Origin of the sequence: Bathymodiolus japonicus methanotrophic gill symbiont (assembly GCF_019721995.1) — a bacterium.
Classification (GTDB): Bacteria; Pseudomonadota; Gammaproteobacteria; order Methylococcales; family Methylomonadaceae; genus Methyloprofundus.
On the sequence record NZ_BLYC01000044.1, the window covers coordinates 1 to 25,906 of the forward strand.

Genomic DNA, 25,906 nt, shown 5'->3' on the forward strand with positions numbered 1-25,906 from the left:
TTCAACCCTTTTCGAATCCCTGATGTTTTCACTGTGGGTTGCTCTCCTATTGGAGCCCAGGTTCGTGCCAATGAACCCCACATAGCAAATGACACCTCATCACCGAATAAAACGACACTCTTTTCTTCTACCGCCTTTTCCATAATGGCAGGCAATGTTTCTTCCAGCCACGTTTTTCTTTCAAGCTCGTACTTTTCTTCTTCTTGGCGATCAGTCACAAAACGAGCTTTTTGATAACTGAAGCCCAGTTTTTTCATTAGGCTTGATAAATAGTTCAAGTTATAACGAACTTCAAATTTTAACCAAATAAGCTCGGCAATCATCGCAGTATTCCATATTCCACAATGAAATCCATTGTCTTCTGGGCCTTTCTTTATCAACTCAACCAATTTATTTTTCTGGTCTTTAGTTAACTTTGACTTCCGACCACGTCCTTGATAGTGTTGCCCTATTAACCAACCGACACCTTTATGCATGAATGTTTTCAGCCAATTTATAATGGTTTTTTCACAGACTCACATTAGGCGTGCTATTTCTTTGATTCCCATGCATTCACTGAACCAGAGTAGAGCTTGAGTTAATCGATATAAACAAATATTACTTAGCTTGAGAGCTGTCGCCATATTTTTTTTTAGTCGGTCTACAATTGACTTTGAAAAAGTGAGGGATACCATTTTTGACTGTTTCCGTTAGTGTTGGGACGAAAATTATAAGCCAGTTTCCCCTCTGTCGTTTTTGTTTGTTCGGAAATTAATTTTCTGAAAGTCTATAGACCTTGTTTACGGCACGTTGATAAATACCCTCTGACACGACAAAATATCTCTGCACCCTTGGTACTACGAAAGCAGCCGGATATCTTCTGTTGAACCTTGGTCATCCGAATCGAATTTTCTGCGGCATTATTGGTAAATGGCACCCAGGTATTTGTCATGAAGTGCAAGACATCCTCTTCATAATTAATCAGCCTTTCCAGTAAGTTTCTAGCTTTACTGCGTTTTATTCGCTCCCGTTTTACTTCTTTAGGCTTATCGGGTGGTGGGCATTCGATCTCCGCTTTGCCAAGTAATTCTCTGTATTGTACCTTCCATCGCTGTCAGCCCAGGACGGGCTGATAGTCTCCAGAAGGCGCAGGGAAATTTGCCAATCCGAAGTGCGCGATAGCGCGCGAGGGAGGCTAAAATTTTATCCCGAATAGCCGTAGAGCCATTTGTGGTAGCCATGACTGAGCTGCTTTGTGCTCAGTCTGTGGCGGACGCAGGGCGGCTGGAGCATCTCCTATTCGCTGCGTAGGTGAACGAATTACGGCGATAGGAGTCCCGGAATTTCGTGAGGTAGCATGGCGCGCCTGTTTTCTGCTTCTTTATGTAGTAGCATGCCACCTGCTTCATTGACGGCATCATTCGCATGAATGCACGCTGATTCGACTAAGTGTTCTTTACTGATAGTTTCAAACCCAGCCAACTTCTCATAGGCCAGTTCATTGAAATTATAGATAGAGCCTTCACTAATCGGCATACCTAATTGATCAGCGAAATACTCCTGTATTCGGTTGTAGGGCAATAACTGATATTGCGAAAGATAAACCACATGGGCTTTTATCCCATTACCATATTGCGCAGCCTTAGTAACCTCATCTGGAAAAGGAGCGATAAAACACTGACCTTTTCCATTTATCAACCGTTGCGCCTGGTATTCTGTCACTACCCTTGAGATATCAATATCGAATACCTGGCGTGTTTCAAAGCCATCTGCCGTGTATCGCCCTTTTGGCAAGGTACGGCGATCAATGGTAATGATCTCGATTTCATCCGGGTCATCTATTTCTTGAAGTGTCGTGCCGACATGCGATTTTTGTCCGCCAGAAGGCTTATCTGATTTTTTTCGATTCCCTTTTTTACGGTTGGGATCACTTGCAGGTGGTTTACTGCTATTTTTGCTGTTCAGTGTCACTCCATTGAGTAATACCGTGACTAATAATAGAATCACTTCCAGTGCTGATTTTAGCGCAGGCGATATATCACGCTCAGTTTCAAGTAACTGTTTGGCATGACTGATTGCGGAATCAACATCGATGAAGTCTATTTTCAAAGGGTAACCTGTATTGCTTTAAGGACAGGCTTATTATCTCATGGGTTTTAAATCCCGAATTTTCCTTGTTTTAAGCGATTGTAAGGCGAATAAAAAAGTTCTTCGAGGTCGTAGATGTTTAAGGGGACATTTTGTGATGACTATAGCGATAGAAGCAATAAAGCGTGGATTAATCGACTGTTGGGCAGTTTACTAAAAATCACAAAAACCAGACTAAAACCCTGTCAAGAACTTTTTTAATTATTCAGGCCCGCCATGCTACCTCACAACATTCTGGGACTCCTGTCACCAACATTCATTCGCCTACGCAGCGAATGGGAGATGCCCTGGTCGCCCTGCGTCCGTCTCAACTACTCAACTACGCACAAAACCCTGCTCAGTTAAGTCTACCTCAAATGGCTGGACGGCTATTCGGAATGCAATTCTTGCCTCCCTCGCGCGCTACTAGCGCACTTCGGATCAGCGAATTGCCCTGTCGCCTACCAGAGACTAAAAATCATCACTCCGCTTAGGCTCCGTTTCCCTGATTTTAAGCGTACGCTGAGTAGTTACCCCGGAATTTCGTGAGGTAGCATGGCGCGCCTGTATTGGGAAACTTCAGTGGATAATACTATGGTGGCGAAAAAGCCTGATAACATGCCTGCTTTAATATTCATATGGATATCTCCTGGTATTGCTGGATTAGTAGTCCAGTGGGTTTTAGTTAACCGTTAGATGCCTGAATATTCGATAAGGTTACAGTGACAATGAAAAGTTTTTAGCGATGGGGAGTAGGCTTTAGTCCACACGAGTTGTCAGTTTCGTAGGCCAAAGCCTATTTTTTGATATGTAGACTGCTGAACATTCGGATGATTTAGCATCAGTGTTCCCCTATCAATTGAGGCCGTGAAACTAACCTCGCCACAAGAGAGCTCATAAAGCACTGTAAAGACATTCCTGTTATTATTGCGTTTTGAACTGCCCGAATGGTATACGAGCTGATACGAGATATTCTTGCCTGGAAAAATAATGGATTCACAAAACGATCTCGTTTTTGGGCCTGTTGTTGCCTTATCTCCAGAGCCTCGCTATATTTTTTATCCGATGGATGAATCAATTCTGGCTGTTGTGTTTTTGAAATCTCTTCAAACACGCGCATTAAATTATAGCTCATTGCAGTCAGGCGCATTTGATTTTCAAGTGAGCGGGTATTGGAAGACCAAGCTTTAGTTTCCTTGAAATTACTTTTAGTGTTATTGAATGTCTTTTCAATCGTCCATCGCTTGAAATACAGCATGGCAATGGTTCCAGGGTTAATAGTCATTGGCAAGGTTGTCACAAACCGGTGAAGTTTTCCGGTTTCTGGATCACGGTAATCCACCACGTTAAATTTGATGCCCTTGTTTTCGTACACACTGTATGCTTCAACCCCTGTATTGATCTCATGCTGGGAGTCAAAAGGGATAGACTCAACCAGAGTCGCAATTGAATTTTCTTTTAGCATTGAAATCATGTAATTAGCATGTAGTTTCTGCCGATCCCACCAGACAAAGTCGGTGACGGCTTTATCGTAGACATAGAGATGTTTCTGAGAGCTGTTATTTCCCTTGTTTTGCTTTTCAATATGATCTCGTAACACAGGTATTTCTTGATGCCTCTGAGTTCCGTTTGTCACCAGACAAAGAAATCTGAGCAACCCACTTCTGAGATTCAACGCGTAAATCCCCCCGGCCGCATAAACTTTCCCCTTGCTGTTTTTTTCAGTACGGCAGGCATGATCAATAAAATGTCCATCCGCTGCTTCTATGGTGTATTCGTCAAGTTCCGGTAATGCTTTAAGATAATCAATGTCTTGCGATAGCAGTGTTTCAGAGTGAAGATGGTAGCTCTGCTGTTCAAATGCCTCAAGCATACTTGTTCGTCTATGCGACTTCAGTGATTTAAAATACGTTGAGTGGGGAAGCAGCTGGCCATAAATCTGTTCATTGGTTTGGAGGAAATGGCGACCACTATCGACTACACTGATACAGCGTAATAACCCAAGGCGAATAAAGTCGATATCCTTCAACTCTGGGCATGAACGAGCCCACAAAGGATGACGCTCTGCTAACAGGGCACGTTCCATACTTTCATTGCAGTGTTGGTGAATATGTTCAGAGAGTGGTAGGTCTTTAAGCATGGGTGATATCCGTTTATGAGGTGATTAAAACGGAAATTTTTTTCGGCAATTGCAAGCTTTATTTGAAATTATTTGTTGTTTTTTTACGGTGCCTACAGAGTGTCTATTTGCTGTTATAAGTGATTAAAATCAAAAAGATGGAAATATTCGAGTGGTGCTACCTTCAGGTAGGTTATAGGCTGCTTTGTTTAGGTACTTCTTCTTTCAATGGGAACACTGATGATAATAACAGGAATGTCTTTACAGTGCTTTATGAGCTCTCTTGTGGCGAGGTTAGTTTCACGGCCTCAATTGATAGGGGAACACTGATGACATTCGTACTAAGCTACTTAAAGACTGCCATATCGATACTGTTATTGGTTTGCCTGCCAATCTGTTTTTCTCAACAGGGATTCCTGTATGTATTTTGGTGCTAAAAAAATGCAAAAAGCACGATGATGTGTTGTTTATTAATGCCAGTGAATATTTTGAAAAAGGCAAACGTCAGAATCGATTACGTGATGGTAAAGATGGCCAGCCAAATGATATTAAAAAAATAGTCGAATGTTATCAATTCAGAACTGAAGAAGTGAGATATTCCCGGTGTGTAAACATGCGTGAAATTGAAAAAAATGATTTCAACCTGAATATTTCACGTTACGTTAGTACGGCAAAGCCAGAGCCTATCATCGACCTAAAAGAAGTTCACAATGATTTAACATCCTTAGAAGAGAAGGTTTTGACAGCAACCACAAACGCATAATACATTTTCTCGAGGAACTAGGATTATAATCCCCCAGCAAATCCAGACAAGAAATCAAAGCAATCTTATTCCAAATTAGTTACTATTTGTAAAAAATTGGAGTATTAAAATGAGCAGAAAAAGAACGGTCTACAGTGCTGAATTTAAAAGCAAGTTGGTATTAGAAGTTTTAAAGAATGAAAAAACACTGCAAGAAATTGCCAGTGCAAATAACATCACACCTAAGAACCTACAAAACTGGAAAAAAATATTCTTAGACAATGCAGAAATAGCAATGGAGCCCTCCAAAGCCGTTAAAGATTACAAAGAGGATCTATTAGCAGCTCAAGAACAAAATGAGATGCTCACAAAAATCGTAGGAAAAATGACGGTTGAAAAGGAGTGGCTCGAAAAAAAGCTAAAAAGCTTGGACTCATCTGATAGAAAACAGTTGATTGAGCCCAAGCTTAACACTCTACCTCTAACACAGCAGTGTGCATTATTAGGATTAAATAGAAGCAATCTCTATTACAAAAAAAGAGAGAATAAAAAGAAAGAAGAGATCAAAACTCAGATTAATCACATTTTTAAAGACATCCCTATTTATGGTGCGGCTAAAGTACACCAGCAGTTGCTTGAAGGTGGTTTTAAAGTCAGTTTAAACACGGTGGCGAGTTATCGGCAGCAGATGGGCTTGAAAGCCGTATTAGCGGTAAAACAAGTCAATACAACGATCCCCATAAAAGAACATAAAAAATATACTTATAAGCTTAGAGATCTTGATATATCACACGCTAACCAAGTTTGGAGTACAGATATAACCTATATTAAAACCAAAGAAGGGATGGTTTATTTAGCGGCGATTATTGATTGGCACTCAAAAGCAGTGCTCGCCCATAAAATATCAAACACAATGGATTCTTTTTTAGTTATGGATGTATTAGATGAAGCGCTTTCTCTCTACGGAACACCTGAAATTTTTAATACGGATCAAGGCAGTCAATACACCAGTGAAATTCATACCCAACGACTAAAAAACAAAGGCGCGCCATGCTACCTCACGAAATTCCGGGACTCCTGTCGCCGTAATTCGTTCACCTACGCAGCGAATAGGAGATGCTCCAGCCGCCCTGCGTCCGCCACAGACTGAGCACAAAGCAGCTCAGTCATGGCTACCACAAATGGCTCTACGGCTATTCGGGATAAAATTTTAGCCTCCCTCGCGCGCTATCGCGCACTTCGGATTGGCAAATTTCCCTGCGCCTTCTGGAGACTATCAGCCCGTCCGGGGCTGCTGACAGCGTTTGTATTGAACGGTTTTGGCGAAGTGCAAAATGTGAGCGTATTTATTTAAATGAATATGGTTCAATTAGAGCGTTAATAGAAGATGTTGATGACTATATTGAGTTTTATAATCATCAACGGTTTCATGAAACCCTGGACTATAAAAAACCAATGAATGTATATAGAGAAAGTATTTTAGCTAATGAACAGCAGAATGAAGCGGCTTAGGAATATGGAATAAGGATTGTTGAAAAATCTGTCTTGACTCTTTGGGGTGCTATAGTTTTATATTATAATCACGCGAATTATAAAAAATAATAACGTAGTTTTTATTTATAAATAGCGTTGTTTTATTAAGGTTTTAAGGCGTTTCTGAGTGGTTTTTTTGAGATGATTCTTGGGTCTGCTGTTTTTAATGTTTTTTGAGTATTCAAAAAACATTAATTAAATACTAAAATAAAGTGTGGTTCAGTTGGCAATGTTTACAATTTATCTATTATTTTCTTTGTGATGGAATAAAAATAATGTATACTATAATAATATTAAATGAATATTCAAATAATATTATTATAGTATTTAAATGAAGGAAGTTAAAATGAAAATATTGATAGCTGGAAGGAAGGGTGGGTCGGGGAAATCGACGATTACTATGAATCTGTCGGTTGCTCTCGCGCATGATGGTCTGGATGTAATAATTATTGATGCTGATAGACAGTCATCAAGTGCGTCGTGGGCTCTTGAGCGTTCTACGTGTCAACCCGACGCACCCCAAGTTCATTGTGTCGAAAAGCATAATAATATTGCGTCAACAATAGAAGATCTGGATTCTCGATATGAGCTAGTATTAATTGACCCCGCGGGGAGAGATTCAGAGGAAATGCGTTCAGCAATGGTTGTTTCTGATGTGTTATTGATTCCTTTAAGACCATCGCAACTGGACCTCGATACAATTCCTGAGTTACTTAAAATCGTTCAGCAATCAAAAATAATTAATCCGAATTTGAAAGTTTGTGCGGTTCTTTCTCTTTGTCCGACTAACCCTGTGATTAATGAAATTAACGAATCGAAAGAATTTTTAATCGAATTTCCAGAAATTAAATTGTTGGATACAATTATTTGTGATCGAAAAATTTATCGAGATTGTGTCAGTGACGGGTTGGGTGTTGTAGAGTCTACTTTATCGAGTGAGTCAATAAGAAAAGCTAAAAAAGAAATTTTAGATTTAAAAAGTGAGGTTTTGGGATGAAAAAGGCAAGCGAGAAAGCGGCCTCGAAGTTAACAAAAGAAGAATTTACAGAGGATGAAGTTCATAAATTTGTTGAAGGCGCTGAAAAATCTAAAGAAGAAATAGAAGAGGTTGATAAGCTTGATGAGGAGCGAAAAAAAGTAGCTACACGAAAAATTGATGAAGAGAGAAAAAGAAAAGAAAAAGATGAAAAAACTCGTTATTTTAAAGCGATCTCAATGAGGTTTACAAAGGATGAAATTGATCTTTTGGATGAATTAAAACAGAAAAAAGGGATACCGAGGCTAGCAATCATTAGGATTGCAATTTCTGAATTGGCAGAGAGGGAGCTAGATACATAATGTTATAATAACTTTCAATGAATATTCAAAAAATATTAGATTAACTGTATTTGAATATTTATAAAAATTTTTAGTTATTGCTGAAATATGATTTCTAATTTAGAAATTTAAATAATATAGAAAAATATGAAAAAAAATAAAGTTATTTTTGACTGGAAATCAGCCGATCTCTTGTCGATGAGTGAAAATGAACCAGGAAAAATTGATTATGTATTGCCTGCGCTTCCTGTTGGTTCGGTTGGTTTGCTTGCAGGGGCAGGAGGGGTTGGTAAGACTTTTTGGGTAACACAAGCTGTTATGCAAGTAGCTGTTGGAGGGTCTTGCGATTTTGGGTTGGGGGGGCCTGCAAAGGTAAAAAGTGGTGGGCAAGTTCTTTATTTTAATCTCGAAGATCCAGAATCTATTTTACATCAGAGAATTAGATCCATTTCTTTAAAATATAAAAAAAATATTAAAGAAAATGGAGTAATAAATACAGATGGAGAAAGAGAGTTCAATGCATCATATAAATATGATGAATCTTGGGTTAATGACGCTTTAGAGAATATTGAATTATAGCACCCCAAAGAGTCAAGACAGATTTTTCAACAATCCTTATTCCATATTCCTAAGCCGCTTCATTCTGCTGTTCATTAGCTAAAATACTTTCTCTATATACATTCATTGGTTTTTTATAGTCCAGGGTTTCATGAAACCGTTGATGATTATAAAACTCAATATAGTCATCAACATCTTCTATTAACGCTCTAATTGAACCATATTCATTTAAATAAATACGCTCACATTTTGCACTTCGCCAAAACCGTTCAATACAAATATTATCCGTTGCTCGTCCTTTTCCATCCATAGAAATAGTAATGCCTTTGTTTTTTAGTCGTTGGGTATGAATTTCACTGGTGTATTGACTGCCTTGATCCGTATTAAAAATTTCAGGTGTTCCGTAGAGAGAAAGCGCTTCATCTAATACATCCATAACTAAAAAAGAATCCATTGTGTTTGATATTTTATGGGCGAGCACTGCTTTTGAGTGCCAATCAATAATCGCCGCTAAATAAACCATCCCTTCTTTGGTTTTAATATAGGTTATATCTGTACTCCAAACTTGGTTAGCGTGTGATATATCAAGATCTCTAAGCTTATAAGTATATTTTTTATGTTCTTTTATGGGGATCGTTGTATTGACTTGTTTTACCGCTAATACGGCTTTCAAGCCCATCTGCTGCCGATAACTCGCCACCGTGTTTAAACTGACTTTAAAACCACCTTCAAGCAACTGCTGGTGTACTTTAGCCGCACCATAAATAGGGATGTCTTTAAAAATGTGATTAATCTGAGTTTTGATCTCTTCTTTCTTTTTATTCTCTCTTTTTTTGTAATAGAGATTGCTTCTATTTAATCCTAATAATGCACACTGCTGTGTTAGAGGTAGAGTGTTAAGCTTGGGCTCAATCAACTGTTTTCTATCAGATGAGTCCAAGCTTTTTAGCTTTTTTTCGAGCCACTCCTTTTCAACCGTCATTTTTCCTACGATTTTTGTGAGCATCTCATTTTGTTCTTGAGCTGCTAATAGATCCTCTTTGTAATCTTTAACGGCTTTGGAGGGCTCCATTGCTATTTCTGCATTGTCTAAGAATATTTTTTTCCAGTTTTGTAGGTTCTTAGGTGTGATGTTATTTGCACTGGCAATTTCTTGCAGTGTTTTTTCATTCTTTAAAACTTCTAATACCAACTTGCTTTTAAATTCAGCACTGTAGACCGTTCTTTTTCTGCTCATTTTAATACTCCAATTTTTTACAAATAGTAACTAATTTGGAATAAGATTGCTTTGATTTCTTGTCTGGATTTGCTGGGGGATTATAAATACTATGCTTTATCCGGTAAAAATATTAGTATTTTAGATAAAAATGGTGATCTAAACGAGTATACAGATACGTTTATATCTATTGCAAAATCAGTAAAACATGTTCGTTTGATTGTTTTTGATACATTAAGAAGATGTCATGATTCAGAAGAAAATGGTAATGGATCTATGGCGAAAGTATTAAGGTTTTTTGAGTGGCTTGCTTCAGAAACAGGTGCTGCTGTTTTAATTGTTCATCATGAAAATAAACACGGTCAAAATGACCCTGATGCTGGGGCTTCAGCGATTAGGGGAGCCTCTGCGATTGTTGATAATTGCCGATGGGTTGCCCGGATGCGGCATATGTCAAAAAATGAAGCTGAAGAAATGAATATAAGTTATGACGATGGTGAATCTAAAAAATATGTAAATATCGGTCTCCCCAAGATTAATTACGCAGAAGGCGTACCTGATGCGTGGTTAAAGCGGGAAGGTGAAGGCGTACTTTTTGAGACTAAATTAAATATTGTTAAAAAAGTTTCATCGTTAGCGAAAACAGCTTTTGGACTTAAATCCAGTCGAGATAAGAGGGACTGGTAATGATAGATTTAAGAAAAATAGCTAAAAAACAATTATTTCCAACTAGTAATGTTCATATTTCCAGGTTAATTTTGTTTGAATCTACTCGTAGGCCTAAATATAAGCATCGTGATTTTAAAACTTCATGGGGAAGAGCGGAAGTAAAAGGAAAACTCGGGCAGGTACATGCAGATCTCATCGAGGCAATCACTTCGAATGCTATTGATGGGTATGAGACAGAGGAGGGTGATTTAATTGTTTTAGTTGATCCGTATGTGATACGAAAATCCATGGGAAAAGACGGAACTCCTTATTCACAATCGACCTTAATGGACAAGGTTGAGGATTTGAAGTCAGCAGTGATTACTTTACATATTAATCGTGATGATAATGAAACACCTTATTTTTTGTTAGATGGTATTTTAGTTCGGATTGAACCCTCGAAAAGAAGTGTAATAAATAAGCTAAATGGTAAGAAAAGGTTTTTTTGGAAAGTCACGCTTACAAAGACATACAAAGAGATAATGATGACGGATATACCAATGTACTATGATCCGCATCTACTTGTGGGGTTGTCGGGTGTTAGTCAGGGGCTTGTTCGTCATATATATACACATAAAGGTACTCCTAATGGAGGATGGTTTTTGGATAATCTTCTAGAAAGAGTTGGTGTTGATATCGGAAATAGTAATGAATTAAAAAATCGACATAGAGAACTAAAAAAAGATGCAGATTTATTATTGAATTTGGGCATTAATATCGAAAATGGACGGGTTGTAAACACAAAAACGGTGTAGCAAAAGCCAGATATTTCGACTTTTCTTTAGGTTCTTTAGGACTTTTAGGGTTCTAAAGAAAGCCCTAAAAATTTAAGGGTTAGTTTTTAGAGAACCTGAATTCGTATAATAAGTGCATAACCCTCTGCAAGTATTGGCTAGACTAACACCTGTTGAATTAAGACAAGACATAGGTGTAAAGTAAACAGCTACCAAACAATTTACAGAGGCTACAAATGAGCTATACACACCTATGTCCTGAAGAAAGATATTATATAGAAATTGAATTAAAAAAGGGAACTTCACAGAATAAAATAGCAGAAGCCTTAGAACGAAGCCAAAGCAATATTTCACGCGAGATTAAACGCAATACAGGTCAAAGAGGCTACAGGCATAAACAAGCAGAAGATTTTGCCCAAGAACGACACAAAAACAAGCCTAAAGAGGTTAAATTAACGGATGAAATAAAAGGCATTGTTAATGTTCGCATTGAGGATGACTGGAGTCCTGAGCAGATTGCAGGGCGGTTAAAACAAGAAGGTATAATTAGTCTTCATCATGAAACAATCTACCAGCATATTCTGGCGGACAAAAAGGCAGGGGGTGAACTATACAAGCATCTTCGGCATCAGAACAAAACCTATCGCAAGCGGTATGGGTCAGCCCATAATAGGACAGGAATCCCTAATAGAGTCGATATAGATGAGCGTCCTGAAGAGGTCAACAACCGTAAGCGTATAGGTGATTGGGAGGCAGATACAATCATTGGGAAAAATCACAAAGGGGCGATTGTAACGTTGGATGAGCGAGTCTCTAAATTACGGTTGGCCTTCCCTTTAGCGGGGAAAAAGGCTCAATATGTATTAGACGCAACTATTTTAATGCTTGATCCTATAAAAAGCTTTGTTAAAACAATTACTTTTGATAACGGGAAAGAGTTTACCCTGCATGAAAAAATAGCAGAAGCACTAGGCTGTGATACGTATTTTGCGACTCCCTACAGCTCTTGGGAAAGAGGGCAAAATGAGAACGCTAATGGCTTATTAAGACAGTATTTCCCTAAAGTAATGGAGTTGATTGATGTTACGATAAAAGAGGTTTTTATAGCCGTTGATAAGCTAAATAGTCGCCCTAAAAAGTGTCTCAATTACAAAACACCTTATGAGGTATTTGAAGAGCTGACTGGGATAGATATGAAAAATTTATTGGGTTATGTACTTATGAATTGAATTCAGGGGGTAACAAAATACAGATACCAAGTTTTAAAAGGTGATATTAGATGGGGCTTAACAATACCTTCGCCAAATTTTATTTAAGCCAAAAATGATGATCTTATACCTATATAAATCAATCTCTTATAGGCTGTAAAAATCATAAAAATGAGTGTATTCTTATTTTGGCGAAGGTATTGGTTTAAGAGAGTTGGTAAGGCAAACTTGCGAAGCATTTGAAATCAATAGGTACTAGGGGAAGCACTTTTGGGCTAGGGGTTACTTTTGTGTCACGGTAGGGCAAATGACTGATGAAATGATAAAGAATTATATTTATCACCATTTTGAAGCCAACTCGAATGACAATTTTAAAACAGAGTATGGAGAGCTGAAATAACAGTGCCATTTTCCCTGTATACCGACTTTCAGTCGCCAGTCTCTCTCGCTGAAAATCAGGGAAACGGAGCTTTAGCGAAGTGAAGATTTTTAGTCCGCGATAGCCGTAGGGCCGTTGTTTTGTCGGAGTCTGAGCGTTAGCGAAGGTGGAGACAAAATAAAAGGCCATCCGACACGGCGTCAAGTCATTTGGAGCCTATGTTCCGACCCCTTGTTGGGTCGGGACGAGGTGACGAGGACGAATCGGGGCCGCCGGAGGCATAAGTGGTCGCGTTAAGTTTTTGCTGCTTGCTTGGGCTGGGATGCCCAAAACAAGCTTTCGCAAAAATAGCGACTCCCCAACTATTGGTCGCATAAAACAGGTTACAGTTTGGATCGAAGAAGTGTCGAAATTGCCCCTTTAATGCGTGCTACATTGCATTCCACTATGCTTTGTGCTACATTGTACTTCACTATAGGAGATCCAAATATGCCTACCAAACCCACCACCACAATACGTATCGATCCAGATGTAAAAAAACGGGCTGGTGAGGTGTTCGACGACATCGGCATAAGTATGTCCGCTGCAATCAATACCTTTCTTAAAGCGGTGATTCGCGAGGGCACCATACCATTTGATATAAAGAGCAATCGCCCTAAGCCAAACTCAAACTCCGGAAATGCAAAGCTTAATCACGCGTTCATAGTCAAAAAGGATGAATTCTATACCGAGTACGGAGATGTGGAAAAGGAAATATTGAATCACGGAAAACTACTAAAGGGCAAGTCCATACTTTGTAACTGTGACGATCCTTTTGAATCGGCTTTTTTTCGTTTTTTTATAATTTATTTCAACCGGTTAAAGTTAATTAGTCTAACATCCACCTGCTATGCAGGATCCTCTTTAGCAGGAAAAGAATATCCACTAGAAGGCGGAACTTGTGCTTATAAAGCGGTAGTGACAGAGGTACCTGATGATACTATTGTGAGACCTGATGGCTCGCTGGATTTAGAGTCTTTGTTTTCTATGTCAGGCAACTATCTCGCACATCTCGCTGGTGATGGAGACTTCCGGTCGGACGAATGCAAAGCTTTACTAGGAGAAGTTGATATAGTAACCACCAACCCTCCTTTTAGTCTCTTCAGGGAGTATCTCGACCTATTGGAAAGCCACAAAAAAAAATTTATTATTCTCGGAAACATGAATGCTACAACAACTAAGGAGATATTCCCTCTCTTCCGCGACAATAAAGTCTGGTATGGAGAGTCCATTCGCTCCGGGGATCGCAAATTTTATGTTCCTGATAGCTATCCACTAAACGCCACCGGATGTGGTATAGATGATAATGGACGGCGATTCATCCGGGTCAAGGGCATCCGCTGGTTCACTAACCTGAAGGCTTGCAGTCCGAATACCTCCTTAGAATTGACCCGCCTTTATGACAAAGATGAATATCCGTTTTACGAAAACTACGATGCTATCGAGGTTGGACGAATCCAAAATATTCCTATGGACTACGAAGGTGTAATGGGAGTACCTATTACCTTCCTCGACAAGTACAGTCCAAATCAGTTTGAGATTATTATGCTTGCAAACGGTAATGCACGCACTAACGTATCGTCCAAGACCCTTTCAGAAGTTAATTATCGGAAACACCCAGAAGACAGAGGCGGTGTAGGTATGATTAACGGACGACGAGCATATGCTAGAATTTTGATCCGCAGAAAATCCTTATGAGCAGTTTGTTGCGCGTACCCTGTTCGTATCAAGGCGGCAAGCAACGGATAGCTGCTCAAGTCGTCGACCACCTACTCGAAGCTGCTCCCAACCATAATTCTCGATTCTATGATCTATGCTGCGGGTCTGGCGCGGTGTCCATTGAGCTCGTTAACAGAGGTGTCGAACCATCACGTATTTGGATGCTTGACATCAGCACTTGGGGTTTTTTTTTGGTCAGCTATCGGCTCAGGTACATTCAATATGGACGCTTTTGATCGCTTTTTGTCTGAGTTACCGAGCGATAAACGCGACTACAAAACTCATATGTTAGCCTTATCAGCACTTCCAGTGAGAGAAGAAGCAATAGAGCTTTACCCTCTGCTACAGGCTAATTCCTTTGGAGGAAAACAAATTTGGCTCAAAGGAGAATGCTGGGCTAACGCTTGTTTCCGTGACTACTGGGAACCCACGGCCACTAGCGTGCGCCGTAGCCCAGCTAACCCAATGCAGCCAGGCCCAACTGAACTACGTCGACGAATAGATTCCCTGGTAAATGGAATGAAAGGGGTAAATGCAATCAACATGGATATTAAGACAATCCTAAGCACCTCTATTTCTAGTGATGCAGTGGTGTATATTGATCCTCCCTATAAAAGCACGACGAAGTATGGATTCAATTTTGATCTTACATATTTTATAAACCAATTTCGTGAAATTAACCAAAACCCTTTGTTTGTTTCAGAAGGCGTTCCGTTGAACGACAAATCTTTAATGCTCACATTTGGAGGAGCAAAAGGTGGTATTAGTGGGGCTAGAAAAGGAAAACACCAAGAATGGCTGAGTCGCTTCTAAAGCAACCCTAGTCGCTTTGCATTTCTCGTGGAGCCATTCCTAGCCAAAATTCTTGAAGCCTTCACGAAATCTTCAATCTCAGAATCTGGATATACAGATATGGAGTAGTAGTCATCTTCAACCTTGGTAAAGGTGACTACTTTCTTTACCAAGTAATGATTCTCACCTTTGGATCTAAACGCATCAGTGATCTTCTCATCCGAAGAACTAACTCCCTTAATCTGTAGGCGCCATGTTCCGTTAGCGTTATTTCCTGAAGGAAAAAGTATGGTATTTCCAACGTAGTCAACACCTTCAAAATTGAGAGTAATGTCTTTTTGAATATCTGTAGATGTAGGAGGAACACCAAAAAACTCGACCCCACCTCGCATGAAACCTGACTCTCCAAGATCAAAAGCAGTCCCTTTTGGTTCACCACGGTCAACTAGAGATCTCATCGATAAATCCAAAATATTCCGTGATCCGCCAGTTAATTTTCTGGTTTCAAACCAAATAGTCTCGTTATCGTCATAACGAGACACAGGTACTTGACCCGTCAAGGCTTCAGAGGGTGCTGCCGCTGTTTCTTTTTTTTGTATGCCGACATGGGGGAACGGTGCGCGAACACCATTGCCGAATAAACGCTCACGATTCTCAGCTTCTTTAGCAGCTTTTTCTGAACGTACCTGCTGGCTCACCTCCTTAGCTATATATCCATTTTTAAGAAGTTTTTCTACATCGTCTTTTGCAACTATAGGCATGATCGAATCTTGAAGAGAAGCTAAACTCTTGAAGTAGCTCTCCTGGACACTCAACATTTCAATATCTTTAGAATTCGACATATCTACCGGAATATGTGCTGAGCTCTCAAAATTTGTCCATAGACCGCCGCCAGTCAGATTATGTGATCCAACAACTATCATTCCTTTTTCTTTACCTAAAAATTGGTAAATTTTTGTATGGAATGTTTGACTTTTTCAGCGTGCACAACATTTAGTGAATCAGTACAAAGTAGTAAGCTAGTAAGAGCCTCGTATGAGGTCACACTAAGATCAACACCTACATAAGCATTCACTTTCCCACCTCTTTTCCTAAACTTTTCAAGTGAACCCTTAATTCTAAGGACGCCACTGTTCTTTGCAAAGGCGACAACGATATTTAAAGTGTGATAGATAGGTGAATCGAGCAGCTTTATCAGCTGGTTACCTAGCTGCCCGTTAAAAGGTTGATTCATCAATTCCATTAATCATTCCTGTAATAATTGACACGGTCTAAGTTGGGAGCAACATCTAATTCATCTCTGCCTCTCACCTGTGGGATGTGCCATGATTTTCCTTTATGCATAACAAATGGTTCTGTCGCAATAATTATCAAAAGCGCAGAGCTCCTGGTCTTCAGGCATAACTATCCTGCTAAAGCCATAAACTGCTTATAAGCAGGAATATTTTCCTCAGACAATTGCCCCTTTCGGATGATATGTGCCGTTTCAATTCCATCAATTGTTGCTTGGGCGGAGTGAAACGCTTTAAAGCCCATCATCGGTTTTGTTATTTTTTTGATAAAGCGATGATCCTGTTCGATGATGTTATTCAAATATTTAACTTGTAATATGTCAATCATAGTGGCAAACCCAGCGAGGATTAACAAGAGGTTAATATTGGATAATCCTGCATAGTTAGCGCCACTTTTATCCATAAGGACCTTATCAGGAAAGCCATTATTGTTAATCGTTTGTTTGAAAAATGCGGTTGCAGCCTCTTCATCACGGTGCTCAGAAAGCATGAAATCAAGCGTATCTCCGTGACTATCAACAGCTCGGTATAAATAGGTCCACTGACCCTTCACTTTGATATACGTTTCATCCATGCGCCACGACTTATTGGTTTCTCGTTTCTGAGATTTAGCTTTTACAGCAATGGCAGGAGAATAACGGATAACCCAATGATTGAGCGTAGCATGATCCACGTCAACACCTCTTTCTTCCATAATTTCTTCAAGGGCGCGATACGAAAACGCCATACCTGACATAAAAGAAAACAGCATAAAGAATGACATCTTTTTGAAAGTGAGTGCCTTTGAAGCTGAGCATCTGATCTACCTTTTATTGAAATTGAGAATTATGATAGCAGATAACGTCGGGAAGGGGGATTTATGCGACAGAACCATAAAAAAGGCGTGGTCAGGAAAAGCAAACCTAGTGGCGTATACAGGCGTTTTATCACAAAAATACACCCTTATAACCCTTGAGGTGTGTGTCGCCCCACATGGCTCTTTATGTGGCTAGATCGCAACGAATGGCAAAGAGTTTGCAGGTTGCAGTTGATAACACATGCCTTTGATAATTCAATCATGCTATGACCTCCTTGATTGAATGGTTCGTTTACGGTTCATTGGTTCGACCTGAAACAAATTAAGCCCAGAGGGTAAGTAACTTTTTTATCGTATCTGTAATCTTCTATCTTGGGCGCGCCAGCTCTTCGCTAAGGCGCTTTAACAGCTACCCCCTATCATACATACCCGCTAAAGGTTTTTGCGGGTCTTTAAGGGGCTTACATGCCCACCAATAAGCGATTGACTATCATTGTGGGTATGTGGTTTGTTATAGCTGTTACAGAAAACAAAGATTAAACGGTAAACCATTTCAAAATAAAGAGTTGGCTTATTGCAACAAGCAACAGCATTCTGGGGACTCTTTGCCCTAGGGAGGAAGTAACTTTTTAAACTTCATAATAAAACGCTATTTAGTGTGCAACCTAATATAGATTGTACTATACCTATAATCCTTTTATAATCAAAGACTAGGGTTACTGTCAGGTACAACCTATGGATATTTATACTAAATCATTGCATTTACAATTTTTGGATATTTTGGGAACGATGATAAACGCAGATTTTTAAAATTGCTTTAATTTATCCACAAGGCACTTTTACAAGGTTAAATATAAAAGGTTAAATAAAGGAAAGGATAGGGGGTTTTGACAAGTAAAAATATCTTTATATTTCAATTAATTATATTAAAAATAATTTTTTAACTGCACGGCATACCTATATGTTTGCTATTAACTGCACGGCATACCTATATGTTTATTATTCATAATTCAGTCTGAAAAAACGAACTGCACGGCATACCTATATGTTTTTTGTCTAACTGCACGGCATACCTATATGTTTGTGCGCTGCAATATGTCTTTTTTCTTGTCATAATTCAGCCTAAAAACGAACTGCACGGCATACCTATATGTTACTGCACGGCATACCTATATGTTACTGCACGGCATACCTATATGTTTATTTTGACTTATCCACAAGGATAGCTTCCCGTTTTTTCTTTGCGGCACTAGCGGCTTTTTGTTCGCTACAAAAATCAAGTGAAGCCGTCACCGTATATTTTACATCTACGATTTTTCGGCCTTCCTTAATTTCCTGCACTTCATGGAACATTAAAACGCCTTTTCTTTTGAGTTCGTTTAGTGCATCAATCATTTTTTTGCGATTGTTGCGTTCGGTTTTGCCTGCGAGAAAACGGCTTGAATTTTTTACGAACGAAAACATAAAATGATGGGTTTCTGTCATGCTTGCGTATTTGTAATGATGCACAAATCTTTTATAAAGCCACCTAGAAAGCTGGGTGTTTAAACTCATAAGACGGTCAATATTAAACTGCCGATATTCTAGTTTGTCGATTGCATGGGATATAAAAAGCGGTAATCGGGCGGCGTGTAACGCTCCTGTATCTTCTATATATTCCTCGCGGTCAACCGTCACAAGGTCTTGCAGTATTGCCCCTCTCCATAACTCTTTTTTGCCTTTAGAAAGCGTCAACATGCAAAGACTCATAACTTGTATGGCTTGTTTTATTTCGTTAAGGTTGCGGGTTTTACCGCGTTTCTTGAGTTCCTTTTGAACCATATACAAGGTGAATTTTACCCATGTTTCAGACTTCGTGGGGTCATGTATTCCGTAATTTTTATCAGTAAGAATTTTTTTAAGTGTTTCTTCTATAAGTTCCTCAGTCACACTTGGGAAAAATGCCTTATAGCCGCCGTTCTCCTGCTTTATTAAAGCGGGGTGAATGGTTATAGTACAATCTATATCCTTAAAGGTGTAAGGCTGCTCATAGGGGTCTGCATGGCCTGTTGGTGTGCGTAACTTCTCAACTTGTGCAGGGGTAAAAAAATACTTGGGTATACTCTCCCAAAGTTCAACCGTATTTGAAACGCTTTCAAGATCATTTGTTATAAACTGGCTAAACAAATCCATTTGAACGCTTTTAATAGCCTTACTTGGCGGTTTTTTTATTACCTTTTCTACAGCTTTCTTTTTAGCTGATTTCTTCTTGGTGTCTGCCATTTTCTTTTTCCCCTTGCCAAACTTTTTCCCTTTATCAAAATATCGCGGGTCGCTTCCATCATAATTTAAGGTATAAGTACAGCTTCCTTTATTTCAAGCTGCGTAACACATGCCTTTGAAAATTCAATCATGCTATGACCTCCTTTTATTGGTTCATTTTCGGTTCAATGCTCATTTTTGAACCAGTACAAAAAACTCAAAAGAATAAGAGTGTATTTACTTGAATGAGTAAATGCTAATTTATCTTTTTACTCAAATGAGTAATCCATAGTTCACGGGTAATTTCTGACACGGTGCGCCCCTCTTCTATGGCTCTAACTTTAATTCTTTTATATAGATTTTCTTCTATATCTGCATTAAGTCTCTTTTTCTTTCTGCCCTCGCCCTTAATATCTTCTAATATTTTGGCCTTGGCTTCTTCACCCTTACTAGGCCGTTTTGATGATAGTGCCATTTTCTGCGCCCTCCTTTGATGGTGTTGCAATAAAATTAATTAATTCATCTGTAAGGGCGTTCATTTCGTCCATAGCCGCCCTATTTCCAGAATCATAAACCGTTAAACCTTCGGCGGCTGTCTGGGGGTATGCTTGCCGCTGCATGATACAATTATCAAAAACAGGTAGGCCATATTCTGCTAATGCCTCCCCGATCTCTCGACCTAATTTTGTACGCTTTATTGCACGGGTTATTACAAAGGATGTTTTCGGCGTTCCGTCTGTTACTTCCTGCCGCGCTTTGATAAACTCGACCAAATCAGAAGCCGCCCATATATCGTATGGGCTTGGTTGTACAGGTATTAAAACAAAATCAGCCGCTTTTATTCCTGCCGCTATCATATCCTCAAGCTTTGCCGCTCCATCAATAATCACATAATCATAAGAAGCCCCTACACTAAAAAGAGTTTTCATGTTTTTAGCTCTATCCAATGCAATAAGAGGCAAGGGGTTATTTTCTGCGGCTGCGTGCCAATCTCTCGCGCTGCCTTGCGGATCACTATCTACAATAAGAACAGACAAACCACGCTCATGCAAAGCCCTTGCAAAGTTAGTGCTTAGGGTAGTTTTACCACTCCCGCCTTTAGGGTTTAATATTGAAATTATAGGCATTATAAAAACCTCTCTTGTGTTAATATTCTTTTACTCAATTGAGTAAAAGATACTTTACTCTTATTGTCAAAGAATGCAATAAACCTATCACAATATCATGCATTTTTTCAGATTTTGAAAAGCAAATAGTCTTCCGTGGGGTCTGTCGCATAAAGTTCGCTTCTCCGCGTTATCTGCTATCATGAGTCTCAATTCGAATAAAATAAGGTTCATATGCTTAGTTTTAAATGGCGCCATTTTGAAAAATAAATGATTCTCCTAAATGTCAGATGGTACTTGGCTTATCCACTCAGTTATCGCAATCTTGAGGAAATGGCTGAAGAACGAGGCTATCATGTTGACCACAGCACCCTTAATCGGTGGGTGATAAATTATGCACCTGAATTAGAGAAAGAATTTCATAAAAAGAAGCGTCCTGTTAATGGAAAACTGAAGTTTCCCAATAATTATTTATGGTAAAATTGAAACTATGCTACAACTATATGGAAAAAATAGTCTTTTCATTCGTTTCAAATGCTATTGCCTAAGGGGAATTAAGTAAGGGGTTGCTATAAACATGGCAAAACCACCTAAAATAAACCTCGATACACCAGCATTGTGTATTTCAGCTACTCAATAATTGGGAAACTTCAGTGGAAAAGAGTTTACTCTCCATGAAATATTGGCAAAAGAGCTGGATTGCAACACCTATTTTGCAAAGCCATATCACTCATGGGAACGCGGTCAAAATGAGAATGCTAATGGGTTGTTACGCCAGTACTTTACGAAAGCAATGGAGTTGCTTAATATCACAATAAAACAGGTTCTTGATGCGGTTGATAAATTAAACAGCAGACCGAGAAAATGCCTGAAATTTAAAACACCCTATGAAGTTTTTGAAGAGCTAACAGGAGTAGATGTTAAAAAATTAATGGGCTATGCACTTATGACTTGAATTCAGGGAATTTATTTTAAAAGTTAAACTAAGAAATAAATTTTTATAGAGTTCTATGCTTCGCATACGAACGTTTTTAGTTATCTTTTAAAAAAGATACAAAAAGTGCAAAATCAAAAAGACGATTTTGCACCCGCTGAAAATCAGGGAAACGTAGCCTAAGCGAAGTGATGATTTTTAGTCCGCGATAGCCGTAGGGCCGTTGTTTTGTCGGAGTCTGAGCGTTAGCGAAGGTGGAGACAAAATAAAAGGCCATCCGACGCTGTCAGCCCCGGACGGGCTGATAGTCTCCAGAAGGCGCAGGGAAATTTGCCAATCCGAAGTGCGCGATAGCGCGCGAGGGAGGCTAAAATTTTATCCCGAATAGCCGTAGAGCCATTTGTGGTAGCCATGACTGAGCTGCTTTGTGCTCAGTCTGTGGCGGACGCAGGGCGGCTGGAGCATCTCCTATTCGCTGCGTAGGTGAACGAATTACGGCGACAGGAGTCCCGGAATTTCGTGAGGTAGCATGGCGCGCCTGCACGGCGTCAAGTCATTTGGAGCCTATGTTCCGACCCCTTGTTGGGTCGGGACGAGGTGACGAGGACGAATCGGGGCCGCCGGAGGCATAAGTGGTCGCGTTAAGTTTTTGCTGCTTGCTTGGGCTGGGATGCCCAAAACAAGCTTTCGCAAAAATAGCGACTCCCCAATCTCAAGTTGCTTTAGAAACCGATAATAACTACAGAGTAAAACGCCGATACAGTTATGGCATTGGTCGTACAGCCACATACGACTGGGACGCGGCTGAGGAAGATAAAAGTCAATACTATTTATATGACTGAAGTTTCCCAATAATTATTTATGGTAAAATTGAAACTATGCTACAACTATATGAAAAAAATAGTCTTTTCATTCGTTTCAAATGCTATTGCCTAAGGGGCAGGCGCGCCATGCTACCTCACGAAATTCCGGGACTCCTGTCGCCGTAATTCGTTCACCTACGCAGCGAATAGGAGATGCTCCAGCCGCCCTGCGTCCGCCACAGACTGAGCACAAAGCAGCTCAGTCATGGCTACCACAAATGGCTCTACGGCTATTCGGGATAAAATTTTAGCCTCCCTCGCGCGCTATCGCGCACTTCGGATTGGCAAATTTCCCTGCGCCTTCTGGAGACTATCAGCCCGTCCGGGGCTGACAGCGAATGAAGTAGGGGTTTGCTATAAACATGGCAAAACCACCTAAAATAAACCTCGATACACCAGCATTGTGTATTTCAGCTACTCAATAATTGGGAAACTTCAGTTTATATGACGCTCCAGGGCGAAACGTAACTTCTACAGAAGACCGTTTAGGTAAGACGCGTAATCGCTATAAATACGGAAGTTTTGGCGAAGAAGTTAGTAGTACGGAAGTCCACAGTAATGATTTTAAGTATGCTGGCGAGCAAGCCGAAAGCGACACTGGGTTAATTTACCTGAGAGCCCGATACTACGATCCTGAAATTGGACGTTTTATATCAAGAGACCCTTTCTCTGGCTATATGTCCGTGCCTGAGTCTCAGAATATGTATGCTTATGCGCATAATAATCCACTGAAGTTTATTGACCCTAGTGGGGAGTGCGTTGACACTCTGTGGGATGTGGCTAATGTCATCTATGATATAGGGAAAATTTCTTATGGCTATCTTAACAATAATCAACATGCTGTTTCATCAGGTTATTCCGATTTAGGTGCTGACCTATTCGCGTTAGCAATACCTGGCTTACCGGCAGGTGTTACTAAAGTTTTTAATGCCACAAAGCGTGTAAATATCCCTGCTAGAGACGCTGCAAAGGATCAGTTTCGAAAAGAAAGTAAGGGTTTAAAGTTGAAAACTATTAGAACGGGTAGGGATGGTTCTGGGAAAATTGTTGGGGTAGGTACAACGACGAGAAAAGGTCCAACGTATAGACCAAAGGGCGATGGTTCTTATAGCGTAGGAAGGCCAAAAAAGGTGAAGCACTATCGCCCTGATGGTGATGGTTATACGGTGAATAATCGATGATTGATCTATCTTCTATGCTGGAAGATTTTGAAGACGGACAAGATGTTTTGGTCAAGTTAAGAAATAATGACGAATATTTATTGTACGACTTTGAAATGGTAGATGAATCTATTTATGATTGTGATGATGTAGTCATGGCGACGATCAGTAGTGTTATTAAGAGTGATTTTTGTTACAAAAACGGAACAAAAATTGAATTGTCAATAAACGATATTGTAGAATTGAAAGACCCATGCAATGAGTTTCAATATTTTTCTGGATAGCTTTCGAAAAAGTAGGGACTCCCCCGCACCTTTTTGAAGGGTTCTGTCCAGCCAGCCCTGACGCATGAACCTTGCAATATTCCGGTGTCTTATAGCATGCAAAACTTCTTCCTCATAGATCATCTTATTGTGCTCTATGTTATTTGCGGATTTCACCAATGATGAGGGGAATCGTCTATTAAATGTGATTTGTACAAACGCAAGGCGCACTCCTCCTAAAAGGACTGTTCGCCCTCTGAAAATACAAGTACACAAAGAAATTACAGGCGCGCCATGCTACCTCACGAAATTCCGGGACTCCTGTCGCCGTAATTCGTTCACCTACGCAGCGAATAGGAGATGCTCCAGCCGCCCTGCGTCCGCCACAGACTGAGCACAAAGCAGCTCAGTCATGGCTACCACAAATGGCTCTACGGCTATTCGGGATAAAATTTTGGCCTCCCTCGCGCGCTATCGCGCACTTCGGATTGGCAAATTTCCCTGCGCCTTCTGGAGACTATCAGCCCGTCCGGGGCTGACAGCGTTCGATGTGAAATTCGGAAGGTTGCCGCAAAAACTGTGCGGCCCAATCGTTTCTAATCCACGGGCCGGTTAAGGTTCCTTTGACAAAAGAAAGAAACTCTCGAATCCCCATTTTTTTCACCCACTTCACCACGCGATGAGTGGCGAGGGTTCTGTCGCAAAAAATAAATATTTGTGTGATAATCAACTGTAACCTGTTTTTATGCAACCAATGGATAAGAAATCCTCTAGGAGAAAAACTTTCTCAGGCCATCCGATAAACTAGTGGGAAAGTCAGGTACCATATGACATTCGCGAGAATAATCACTTGAAAAGTCACACCCTTTTTAGTTGAACATGCGAACCTTCTTTGGCTGAAATTTAATCTTATGATCGTAGGTAATAGGCTGGTTTTGGGTTTTGCGACAGAACCCCAGAAAAGGCCATCTAGCACCTTGTAGACTATGTATTTATCTAGGGTAAAGCTGGCAATCCTAGTTCCTCGAGAAATGTATTATGCGTTTTGGTTGCTGTCAAAACCTTCTCTTCTAAGGATGTTAAATCATTGTGAACTTCTTTTAGGTCGATGATAGGCTCTGGCTTTGCCGTACTAACGTAACGTGAAATATTCAGGTTGAAATCATTTTTTTCAATTTCACGCATGTTTACACACCGGGAATATCTCACTTCTTCAGTTCTGAATTGATAACATTCGACTATTTTTTTAATATCATTTGGCTGGCCATCTTTACCATCACGTAATCGATTCTGACGTTTGCCTTTTTCAAAATATTCACTGGCATTAATAAACAACACATCATCGTGCTTTTTGCATTTTTTTAGCACCAAAATACATACAGGAATCCCTGTTGAGAAAAACAGATTGGCAGGCAAACCAATAACAGTATCGATATGGCAGTCTTTAAGTAGCTTAGTACGAATGTCATCAGTGTTCCCCTATCAATTGAGGCCGTGAAACTAACCTCGCCACAAGAGAGCTCATAAAGCACTGTAAAGACATTCCTGTTATTATTGCGTTTTGAACTGCCCGAATGGTATACGAGCTGATACGAGATATTCTTGCCTGGAAAAATAATGGATTCACAAAACGATCTCGTTTTTGAGCCTGTTGCTGCCTTATCTCCAGAGCCTCGCTATATTTTTTATCCGATGGATGAATCAATTCTGGCTGTTGTGTTTTTGAAATCTCTTCAAATACGCGCATTAAATTATAGCTCATTGCAGTCAGGCGCATTTGATTTTCAAGTGAGCGGGTATTGGAAGACCAAGCTTTAGTTTCCTTGAAATTACTTTTAGTGTTATTGAATGTCTTTTCAATCGTCCATCGCTTGAAATACAGCATGGCAATGGTTCCAGGGTTAATAGTCATTGGCAAGGTTGTCACAAACCGGTGAAGTTTTCCGGTTTCTGGATCACGGTAATCCACCACGTTAAATTTGATGCCCTTGTTTTCGTACACACTGTATGCTTCAACCCCTGTATTGATCTCATGGCGGGAGTCAAAAGGGATAGACTCAACCAGAGTCGCAATTGAATTT

At 39.9% G+C, this 25,906-nt stretch carries 35 protein-coding genes and 5 pseudogenes; 21 read left to right on the forward strand and 19 right to left on the reverse strand.

Features of this window, described 5'->3' with window-relative positions:
* From K6984_RS25690 to K6984_RS25710, 5 genes and pseudogenes are all read right to left on the reverse strand, one after another.
* Nucleotides 1-476 (reverse strand): winged helix-turn-helix domain-containing protein (locus tag K6984_RS25690; RefSeq protein WP_221898012.1); only part of this gene is annotated, 476 nt, incomplete at its 3' end.
* 39 nt (nucleotides 477-515) lie between these two features.
* The gene (locus K6984_RS25695) at nucleotides 516-674 is read right to left on the reverse strand and encodes a hypothetical protein (RefSeq protein WP_221893723.1); all 159 of its coding nucleotides are present in this window, start codon (nucleotides 672-674) and stop codon (nucleotides 516-518) included.
* Nucleotides 675-766: 92 nt separating this feature from the next.
* Nucleotides 767-1,075, reverse strand: a pseudogene (locus K6984_RS25700) (IS66 family transposase); the annotation flags it as partial.
* Nucleotides 1,026-1,220, reverse strand: a complete 195-nt coding sequence (locus tag K6984_RS25705) for a hypothetical protein (RefSeq protein WP_221894419.1) — start codon at nucleotides 1,218-1,220, stop codon at nucleotides 1,026-1,028. The pseudogene K6984_RS25700 and the gene K6984_RS25705, both read right to left, overlap by 50 nt.
* Nucleotides 1,221-1,299: 79 nt before the next feature.
* The gene (locus K6984_RS25710; RefSeq protein WP_221898013.1) at nucleotides 1,300-2,088 is read right to left on the reverse strand and encodes a DUF6444 domain-containing protein; all 789 of its coding nucleotides are present in this window, start codon (nucleotides 2,086-2,088) and stop codon (nucleotides 1,300-1,302) included.
* A 314-nt stretch (nucleotides 2,089-2,402) separates the two neighbouring features.
* Between K6984_RS25710 and K6984_RS25715 the strand changes: the two genes are divergently transcribed.
* Entirely contained in the window at nucleotides 2,403-2,600 is a 198-nt protein-coding gene (locus tag K6984_RS25715) for a hypothetical protein (RefSeq protein WP_221894617.1), read from the forward strand.
* Nucleotides 2,601-2,947: 347 nt separating this feature from the next.
* Here the strand turns inward: K6984_RS25715 and K6984_RS25720 are convergent, their stop codons facing one another.
* Complete coding sequence (locus K6984_RS25720) at nucleotides 2,948-4,246, reverse strand: transposase (protein ID WP_221897670.1); 1,299 nt, start codon at nucleotides 4,244-4,246, stop codon at nucleotides 2,948-2,950.
* A gap of 361 nt (nucleotides 4,247-4,607) precedes the next feature.
* On the opposite strand from K6984_RS25720, the gene K6984_RS25725 reads away from it, so the two are divergent.
* The 7 genes from K6984_RS25725 to K6984_RS25750 all read left to right on the forward strand — a co-directional run bounded on the left by K6984_RS25725 (nucleotide 4,608) and on the right by K6984_RS25750 (nucleotide 8,396).
* Nucleotides 4,608-4,988: an N-6 DNA methylase gene (locus K6984_RS25725; protein WP_420831717.1), complete on the forward strand. Its 381-nt coding sequence runs from the start codon at nucleotides 4,608-4,610 to the stop codon at nucleotides 4,986-4,988.
* A gap of 109 nt (nucleotides 4,989-5,097) precedes the next feature.
* A complete protein-coding gene (locus K6984_RS25730; RefSeq protein ID WP_221898014.1) occupies nucleotides 5,098-6,117 on the forward strand; it encodes an IS3 family transposase in 1,020 nt (339 codons plus the stop codon).
* Between the two features lie 18 nt (nucleotides 6,118-6,135).
* Nucleotides 6,136-6,321, forward strand: coding sequence for a hypothetical protein (locus tag K6984_RS31720; protein WP_230988291.1), 186 nt, complete (start codon nucleotides 6,136-6,138; stop codon nucleotides 6,319-6,321).
* A complete protein-coding gene (locus K6984_RS36670) occupies nucleotides 6,276-6,479 on the forward strand; it encodes an integrase core domain-containing protein (RefSeq protein WP_420831718.1) in 204 nt (67 codons plus the stop codon). Before K6984_RS31720 ends, K6984_RS36670 begins: the two co-directional genes overlap by 46 nt.
* Nucleotides 6,480-6,846: 367 nt before the next feature.
* On the forward strand, nucleotides 6,847-7,497 hold the full coding sequence (locus tag K6984_RS25740) for an AAA family ATPase (protein WP_221898015.1): 651 nt from the start codon (nucleotides 6,847-6,849) through the stop codon (nucleotides 7,495-7,497).
* Entirely contained in the window at nucleotides 7,494-7,838 is a 345-nt protein-coding gene (locus tag K6984_RS25745; RefSeq protein ID WP_221898016.1) for a hypothetical protein, read from the forward strand. Before K6984_RS25740 ends, K6984_RS25745 begins: the two co-directional genes overlap by 4 nt.
* A 126-nt stretch (nucleotides 7,839-7,964) precedes the next feature.
* Entirely contained in the window at nucleotides 7,965-8,396 is a 432-nt protein-coding gene (locus K6984_RS25750; protein WP_221898017.1) for an AAA family ATPase, read from the forward strand.
* A 49-nt stretch (nucleotides 8,397-8,445) separates the two neighbouring features.
* Here the strand turns inward: K6984_RS25750 and K6984_RS25755 are convergent, their stop codons facing one another.
* Complete coding sequence (locus K6984_RS25755) at nucleotides 8,446-9,612, reverse strand: IS3 family transposase (protein ID WP_087870166.1); 1,167 nt, start codon at nucleotides 9,610-9,612, stop codon at nucleotides 8,446-8,448.
* A gap of 51 nt (nucleotides 9,613-9,663) precedes the next feature.
* Between K6984_RS25755 and K6984_RS25760 the strand changes: the two genes are divergently transcribed.
* The 4 genes and pseudogenes from K6984_RS25760 to K6984_RS25775 all read left to right on the forward strand — a co-directional run.
* Nucleotides 9,664-10,278 (forward strand): AAA family ATPase, encoded by a 615-nt coding sequence (locus K6984_RS25760; protein WP_221898018.1) that lies wholly within the window; start codon nucleotides 9,664-9,666, stop codon nucleotides 10,276-10,278.
* Nucleotides 10,278-11,054, forward strand: a complete 777-nt coding sequence (locus K6984_RS25765) for a hypothetical protein (protein ID WP_221898019.1) — start codon at nucleotides 10,278-10,280, stop codon at nucleotides 11,052-11,054. The genes K6984_RS25760 and K6984_RS25765 overlap by 1 nt, the downstream gene beginning before the upstream one ends.
* A gap of 215 nt (nucleotides 11,055-11,269) precedes the next feature.
* Nucleotides 11,270-12,262 carry an IS30 family transposase gene (locus tag K6984_RS25770; RefSeq protein WP_221898020.1) on the forward strand — a complete coding sequence of 331 codons (993 nt, stop codon included), beginning with the start codon at nucleotides 11,270-11,272 and terminating at the stop codon, nucleotides 12,260-12,262.
* 238 nt (nucleotides 12,263-12,500) lie between these two features.
* Nucleotides 12,501-12,641 (forward strand): annotated as a pseudogene (locus K6984_RS25775) (transposase); the annotation flags it as partial.
* A gap of 195 nt (nucleotides 12,642-12,836) precedes the next feature.
* Here K6984_RS25775 and K6984_RS35045 read toward each other — a convergent pair.
* Nucleotides 12,837-12,965 carry a hypothetical protein gene (locus K6984_RS35045; RefSeq protein ID WP_263458596.1) on the reverse strand — a complete coding sequence of 43 codons (129 nt, stop codon included), beginning with the start codon at nucleotides 12,963-12,965 and terminating at the stop codon, nucleotides 12,837-12,839.
* Nucleotides 12,966-13,109: 144 nt separating this feature from the next.
* Between K6984_RS35045 and K6984_RS25780 the strand changes: the two genes are divergently transcribed.
* Genes K6984_RS25780 through K6984_RS25785 form a run of 3 tightly spaced genes read left to right on the forward strand, consistent with a single transcriptional unit; the run spans nucleotide 13,110 to nucleotide 15,191 of the window.
* Nucleotides 13,110-14,357: a type II toxin-antitoxin system RelB/DinJ family antitoxin gene (locus K6984_RS25780; protein ID WP_221898021.1), complete on the forward strand. Its 1,248-nt coding sequence runs from the start codon at nucleotides 13,110-13,112 to the stop codon at nucleotides 14,355-14,357.
* Complete coding sequence (locus K6984_RS31725; protein ID WP_230988293.1) at nucleotides 14,354-14,614, forward strand: DNA adenine methylase; 261 nt, start codon at nucleotides 14,354-14,356, stop codon at nucleotides 14,612-14,614. Before K6984_RS25780 ends, K6984_RS31725 begins: the two co-directional genes overlap by 4 nt.
* A complete protein-coding gene (locus K6984_RS25785; RefSeq protein WP_230988295.1) occupies nucleotides 14,544-15,191 on the forward strand; it encodes a hypothetical protein in 648 nt (215 codons plus the stop codon). Before K6984_RS31725 ends, K6984_RS25785 begins: the two co-directional genes overlap by 71 nt.
* Here the strand turns inward: K6984_RS25785 and K6984_RS25790 are convergent.
* The 5 genes and pseudogenes from K6984_RS25790 to parA all read right to left on the reverse strand — a co-directional run bounded on the left by K6984_RS25790 (nucleotide 15,188) and on the right by parA (nucleotide 20,626).
* Nucleotides 15,188-16,093: a hypothetical protein gene (locus K6984_RS25790; RefSeq protein ID WP_221898022.1), complete on the reverse strand. Its 906-nt coding sequence runs from the start codon at nucleotides 16,091-16,093 to the stop codon at nucleotides 15,188-15,190. The two genes, K6984_RS25785 and K6984_RS25790, sit on opposite strands and share 4 nt — an antisense overlap.
* Nucleotides 16,094-16,574: 481 nt before the next feature.
* Nucleotides 16,575-17,259 (reverse strand): annotated as a pseudogene (locus tag K6984_RS25795) (IS6 family transposase).
* 1,199 nt (nucleotides 17,260-18,458) lie between these two features.
* Entirely contained in the window at nucleotides 18,459-19,520 is a 1,062-nt protein-coding gene (locus K6984_RS25800; RefSeq protein ID WP_230988294.1) for a hypothetical protein, read from the reverse strand.
* Between the two features lie 235 nt (nucleotides 19,521-19,755).
* Complete coding sequence (locus tag K6984_RS25805; RefSeq protein ID WP_087871599.1) at nucleotides 19,756-19,974, reverse strand: hypothetical protein; 219 nt, start codon at nucleotides 19,972-19,974, stop codon at nucleotides 19,756-19,758.
* Nucleotides 19,949-20,626, reverse strand: a complete 678-nt coding sequence (gene parA / locus K6984_RS25810) for a ParA family partition ATPase (RefSeq protein ID WP_087871598.1) — start codon at nucleotides 20,624-20,626, stop codon at nucleotides 19,949-19,951. Before parA ends, K6984_RS25805 begins: the two co-directional genes overlap by 26 nt.
* A gap of 631 nt (nucleotides 20,627-21,257) precedes the next feature.
* Here parA and K6984_RS25815 point away from each other — a divergent pair.
* Nucleotides 21,258-21,560: pseudogene (locus tag K6984_RS25815) on the forward strand (IS30 family transposase); the annotation flags it as partial.
* 76 nt (nucleotides 21,561-21,636) lie between these two features.
* Here K6984_RS25815 and K6984_RS25820 read toward each other — a convergent pair.
* Both K6984_RS25820 and K6984_RS25825 read right to left on the reverse strand, forming a co-directional pair.
* Nucleotides 21,637-21,816: a hypothetical protein gene (locus K6984_RS25820; protein ID WP_221898024.1), complete on the reverse strand. Its 180-nt coding sequence runs from the start codon at nucleotides 21,814-21,816 to the stop codon at nucleotides 21,637-21,639.
* On the reverse strand, nucleotides 21,785-21,952 hold the full coding sequence (locus tag K6984_RS25825; RefSeq protein ID WP_221898025.1) for a hypothetical protein: 168 nt from the start codon (nucleotides 21,950-21,952) through the stop codon (nucleotides 21,785-21,787). Before K6984_RS25825 ends, K6984_RS25820 begins: the two co-directional genes overlap by 32 nt.
* Before the next feature lie 12 nt (nucleotides 21,953-21,964).
* Here K6984_RS25825 and K6984_RS25830 point away from each other — a divergent pair, with 12 nt between their 5' ends.
* Complete coding sequence (locus K6984_RS25830; RefSeq protein ID WP_221898026.1) at nucleotides 21,965-22,171, forward strand: hypothetical protein; 207 nt, start codon at nucleotides 21,965-21,967, stop codon at nucleotides 22,169-22,171.
* Nucleotides 22,172-22,457: 286 nt separating this feature from the next.
* On the opposite strand, the gene K6984_RS25835 is transcribed toward K6984_RS25830, so the two are convergent.
* Entirely contained in the window at nucleotides 22,458-22,595 is a 138-nt protein-coding gene (locus K6984_RS25835) for a hypothetical protein (RefSeq protein WP_221897509.1), read from the reverse strand.
* Between the two features lie 12 nt (nucleotides 22,596-22,607).
* Between K6984_RS25835 and K6984_RS25840 the strand changes: the two genes are divergently transcribed.
* The 3 genes from K6984_RS25840 to K6984_RS25850 are packed head-to-tail and all read left to right on the forward strand — an operon-like array spanning nucleotide 22,608 to nucleotide 23,846.
* The gene (locus K6984_RS25840) at nucleotides 22,608-22,781 is read left to right on the forward strand and encodes a hypothetical protein (RefSeq protein ID WP_221897510.1); all 174 of its coding nucleotides are present in this window, start codon (nucleotides 22,608-22,610) and stop codon (nucleotides 22,779-22,781) included.
* A gap of 46 nt (nucleotides 22,782-22,827) precedes the next feature.
* A complete protein-coding gene (locus tag K6984_RS25845; protein WP_221897511.1) occupies nucleotides 22,828-23,583 on the forward strand; it encodes an RHS repeat-associated core domain-containing protein in 756 nt (251 codons plus the stop codon).
* 14 nt (nucleotides 23,584-23,597) lie between these two features.
* Complete coding sequence (locus tag K6984_RS25850; protein WP_221897512.1) at nucleotides 23,598-23,846, forward strand: hypothetical protein; 249 nt, start codon at nucleotides 23,598-23,600, stop codon at nucleotides 23,844-23,846.
* A 178-nt stretch (nucleotides 23,847-24,024) separates the two neighbouring features.
* Here the strand turns inward: K6984_RS25850 and K6984_RS25855 are convergent, their stop codons facing one another.
* Nucleotides 24,025-24,225, reverse strand: a complete 201-nt coding sequence (locus tag K6984_RS25855) for a hypothetical protein (RefSeq protein WP_221898027.1) — start codon at nucleotides 24,223-24,225, stop codon at nucleotides 24,025-24,027.
* Between the two features lie 12 nt (nucleotides 24,226-24,237).
* Between K6984_RS25855 and K6984_RS25860 the strand changes: the two genes are divergently transcribed.
* Nucleotides 24,238-24,441 carry a hypothetical protein gene (locus K6984_RS25860; protein WP_221898028.1) on the forward strand — a complete coding sequence of 68 codons (204 nt, stop codon included), beginning with the start codon at nucleotides 24,238-24,240 and terminating at the stop codon, nucleotides 24,439-24,441.
* 380 nt (nucleotides 24,442-24,821) lie between these two features.
* Here the strand turns inward: K6984_RS25860 and K6984_RS25865 are convergent.
* Nucleotides 24,822-25,304 (reverse strand): annotated as a pseudogene (locus K6984_RS25865) (N-6 DNA methylase); the annotation flags it as partial.
* On the reverse strand, nucleotides 25,294-25,737 hold the full coding sequence (locus tag K6984_RS25870) for a transposase (RefSeq protein ID WP_420831719.1): 444 nt from the start codon (nucleotides 25,735-25,737) through the stop codon (nucleotides 25,294-25,296). The pseudogene K6984_RS25865 and the gene K6984_RS25870, both read right to left, overlap by 11 nt.
* Nucleotides 25,738-25,906: the final 169 nt, after the last annotated feature.

Coding starts and splice junctions, on each gene's coding strand:
- K6984_RS25695 (WP_221893723.1), bottom strand. CDS start 674: ATGGTATCCCTCACTTTTTCAAAGTCAATTGTAGACCGACTAAAAAAA.
- K6984_RS25705 (WP_221894419.1), bottom strand. CDS start 1,220: ATGGCTACCACAAATGGCTCTACGGCTATTCGGGATAAAATTTTAGCC.
- K6984_RS25715 (WP_221894617.1), top strand. CDS start 2,403: ATGGGAGATGCCCTGGTCGCCCTGCGTCCGTCTCAACTACTCAACTAC.
- K6984_RS25720 (WP_221897670.1), bottom strand. CDS start 4,246: ATGCTTAAAGACCTACCACTCTCTGAACATATTCACCAACACTGCAAT.
- K6984_RS25730 (WP_221898014.1), top strand. CDS start 5,098: ATGAGCAGAAAAAGAACGGTCTACAGTGCTGAATTTAAAAGCAAGTTG.
- K6984_RS31720 (WP_230988291.1), top strand. CDS start 6,136: ATGGCTACCACAAATGGCTCTACGGCTATTCGGGATAAAATTTTAGCC.
- K6984_RS25740 (WP_221898015.1), top strand. CDS start 6,847: ATGAAAATATTGATAGCTGGAAGGAAGGGTGGGTCGGGGAAATCGACG.
- K6984_RS25745 (WP_221898016.1), top strand. CDS start 7,494: ATGAAAAAGGCAAGCGAGAAAGCGGCCTCGAAGTTAACAAAAGAAGAA.
- K6984_RS25750 (WP_221898017.1), top strand. CDS start 7,965: ATGAAAAAAAATAAAGTTATTTTTGACTGGAAATCAGCCGATCTCTTG.
- K6984_RS25755 (WP_087870166.1), bottom strand. CDS start 9,612: ATGAGCAGAAAAAGAACGGTCTACAGTGCTGAATTTAAAAGCAAGTTG.
- K6984_RS25765 (WP_221898019.1), top strand. CDS start 10,278: ATGATAGATTTAAGAAAAATAGCTAAAAAACAATTATTTCCAACTAGT.
- K6984_RS25770 (WP_221898020.1), top strand. CDS start 11,270: ATGAGCTATACACACCTATGTCCTGAAGAAAGATATTATATAGAAATT.
- K6984_RS25780 (WP_221898021.1), top strand. CDS start 13,110: ATGCCTACCAAACCCACCACCACAATACGTATCGATCCAGATGTAAAA.
- K6984_RS31725 (WP_230988293.1), top strand. CDS start 14,354: ATGAGCAGTTTGTTGCGCGTACCCTGTTCGTATCAAGGCGGCAAGCAA.
- K6984_RS25790 (WP_221898022.1), bottom strand. CDS start 16,093: ATGATAGTTGTTGGATCACATAATCTGACTGGCGGCGGTCTATGGACA.
- K6984_RS25800 (WP_230988294.1), bottom strand. CDS start 19,520: ATGGCAGACACCAAGAAGAAATCAGCTAAAAAGAAAGCTGTAGAAAAG.
- K6984_RS25805 (WP_087871599.1), bottom strand. CDS start 19,974: ATGGCACTATCATCAAAACGGCCTAGTAAGGGTGAAGAAGCCAAGGCC.
- parA (WP_087871598.1), bottom strand. CDS start 20,626: ATGCCTATAATTTCAATATTAAACCCTAAAGGCGGGAGTGGTAAAACT.
- K6984_RS25820 (WP_221898024.1), bottom strand. CDS start 21,816: ATGGCCTTTTATTTTGTCTCCACCTTCGCTAACGCTCAGACTCCGACA.
- K6984_RS25825 (WP_221898025.1), bottom strand. CDS start 21,952: ATGGCTACCACAAATGGCTCTACGGCTATTCGGGATAAAATTTTAGCC.
- K6984_RS25840 (WP_221897510.1), top strand. CDS start 22,608: ATGGCTACCACAAATGGCTCTACGGCTATTCGGGATAAAATTTTAGCC.
- K6984_RS25850 (WP_221897512.1), top strand. CDS start 23,598: ATGCTGGAAGATTTTGAAGACGGACAAGATGTTTTGGTCAAGTTAAGA.
- K6984_RS25860 (WP_221898028.1), top strand. CDS start 24,238: ATGGCTACCACAAATGGCTCTACGGCTATTCGGGATAAAATTTTGGCC.
- K6984_RS25870 (WP_420831719.1), bottom strand. CDS start 25,737: ATGACTATTAACCCTGGAACCATTGCCATGCTGTATTTCAAGCGATGG.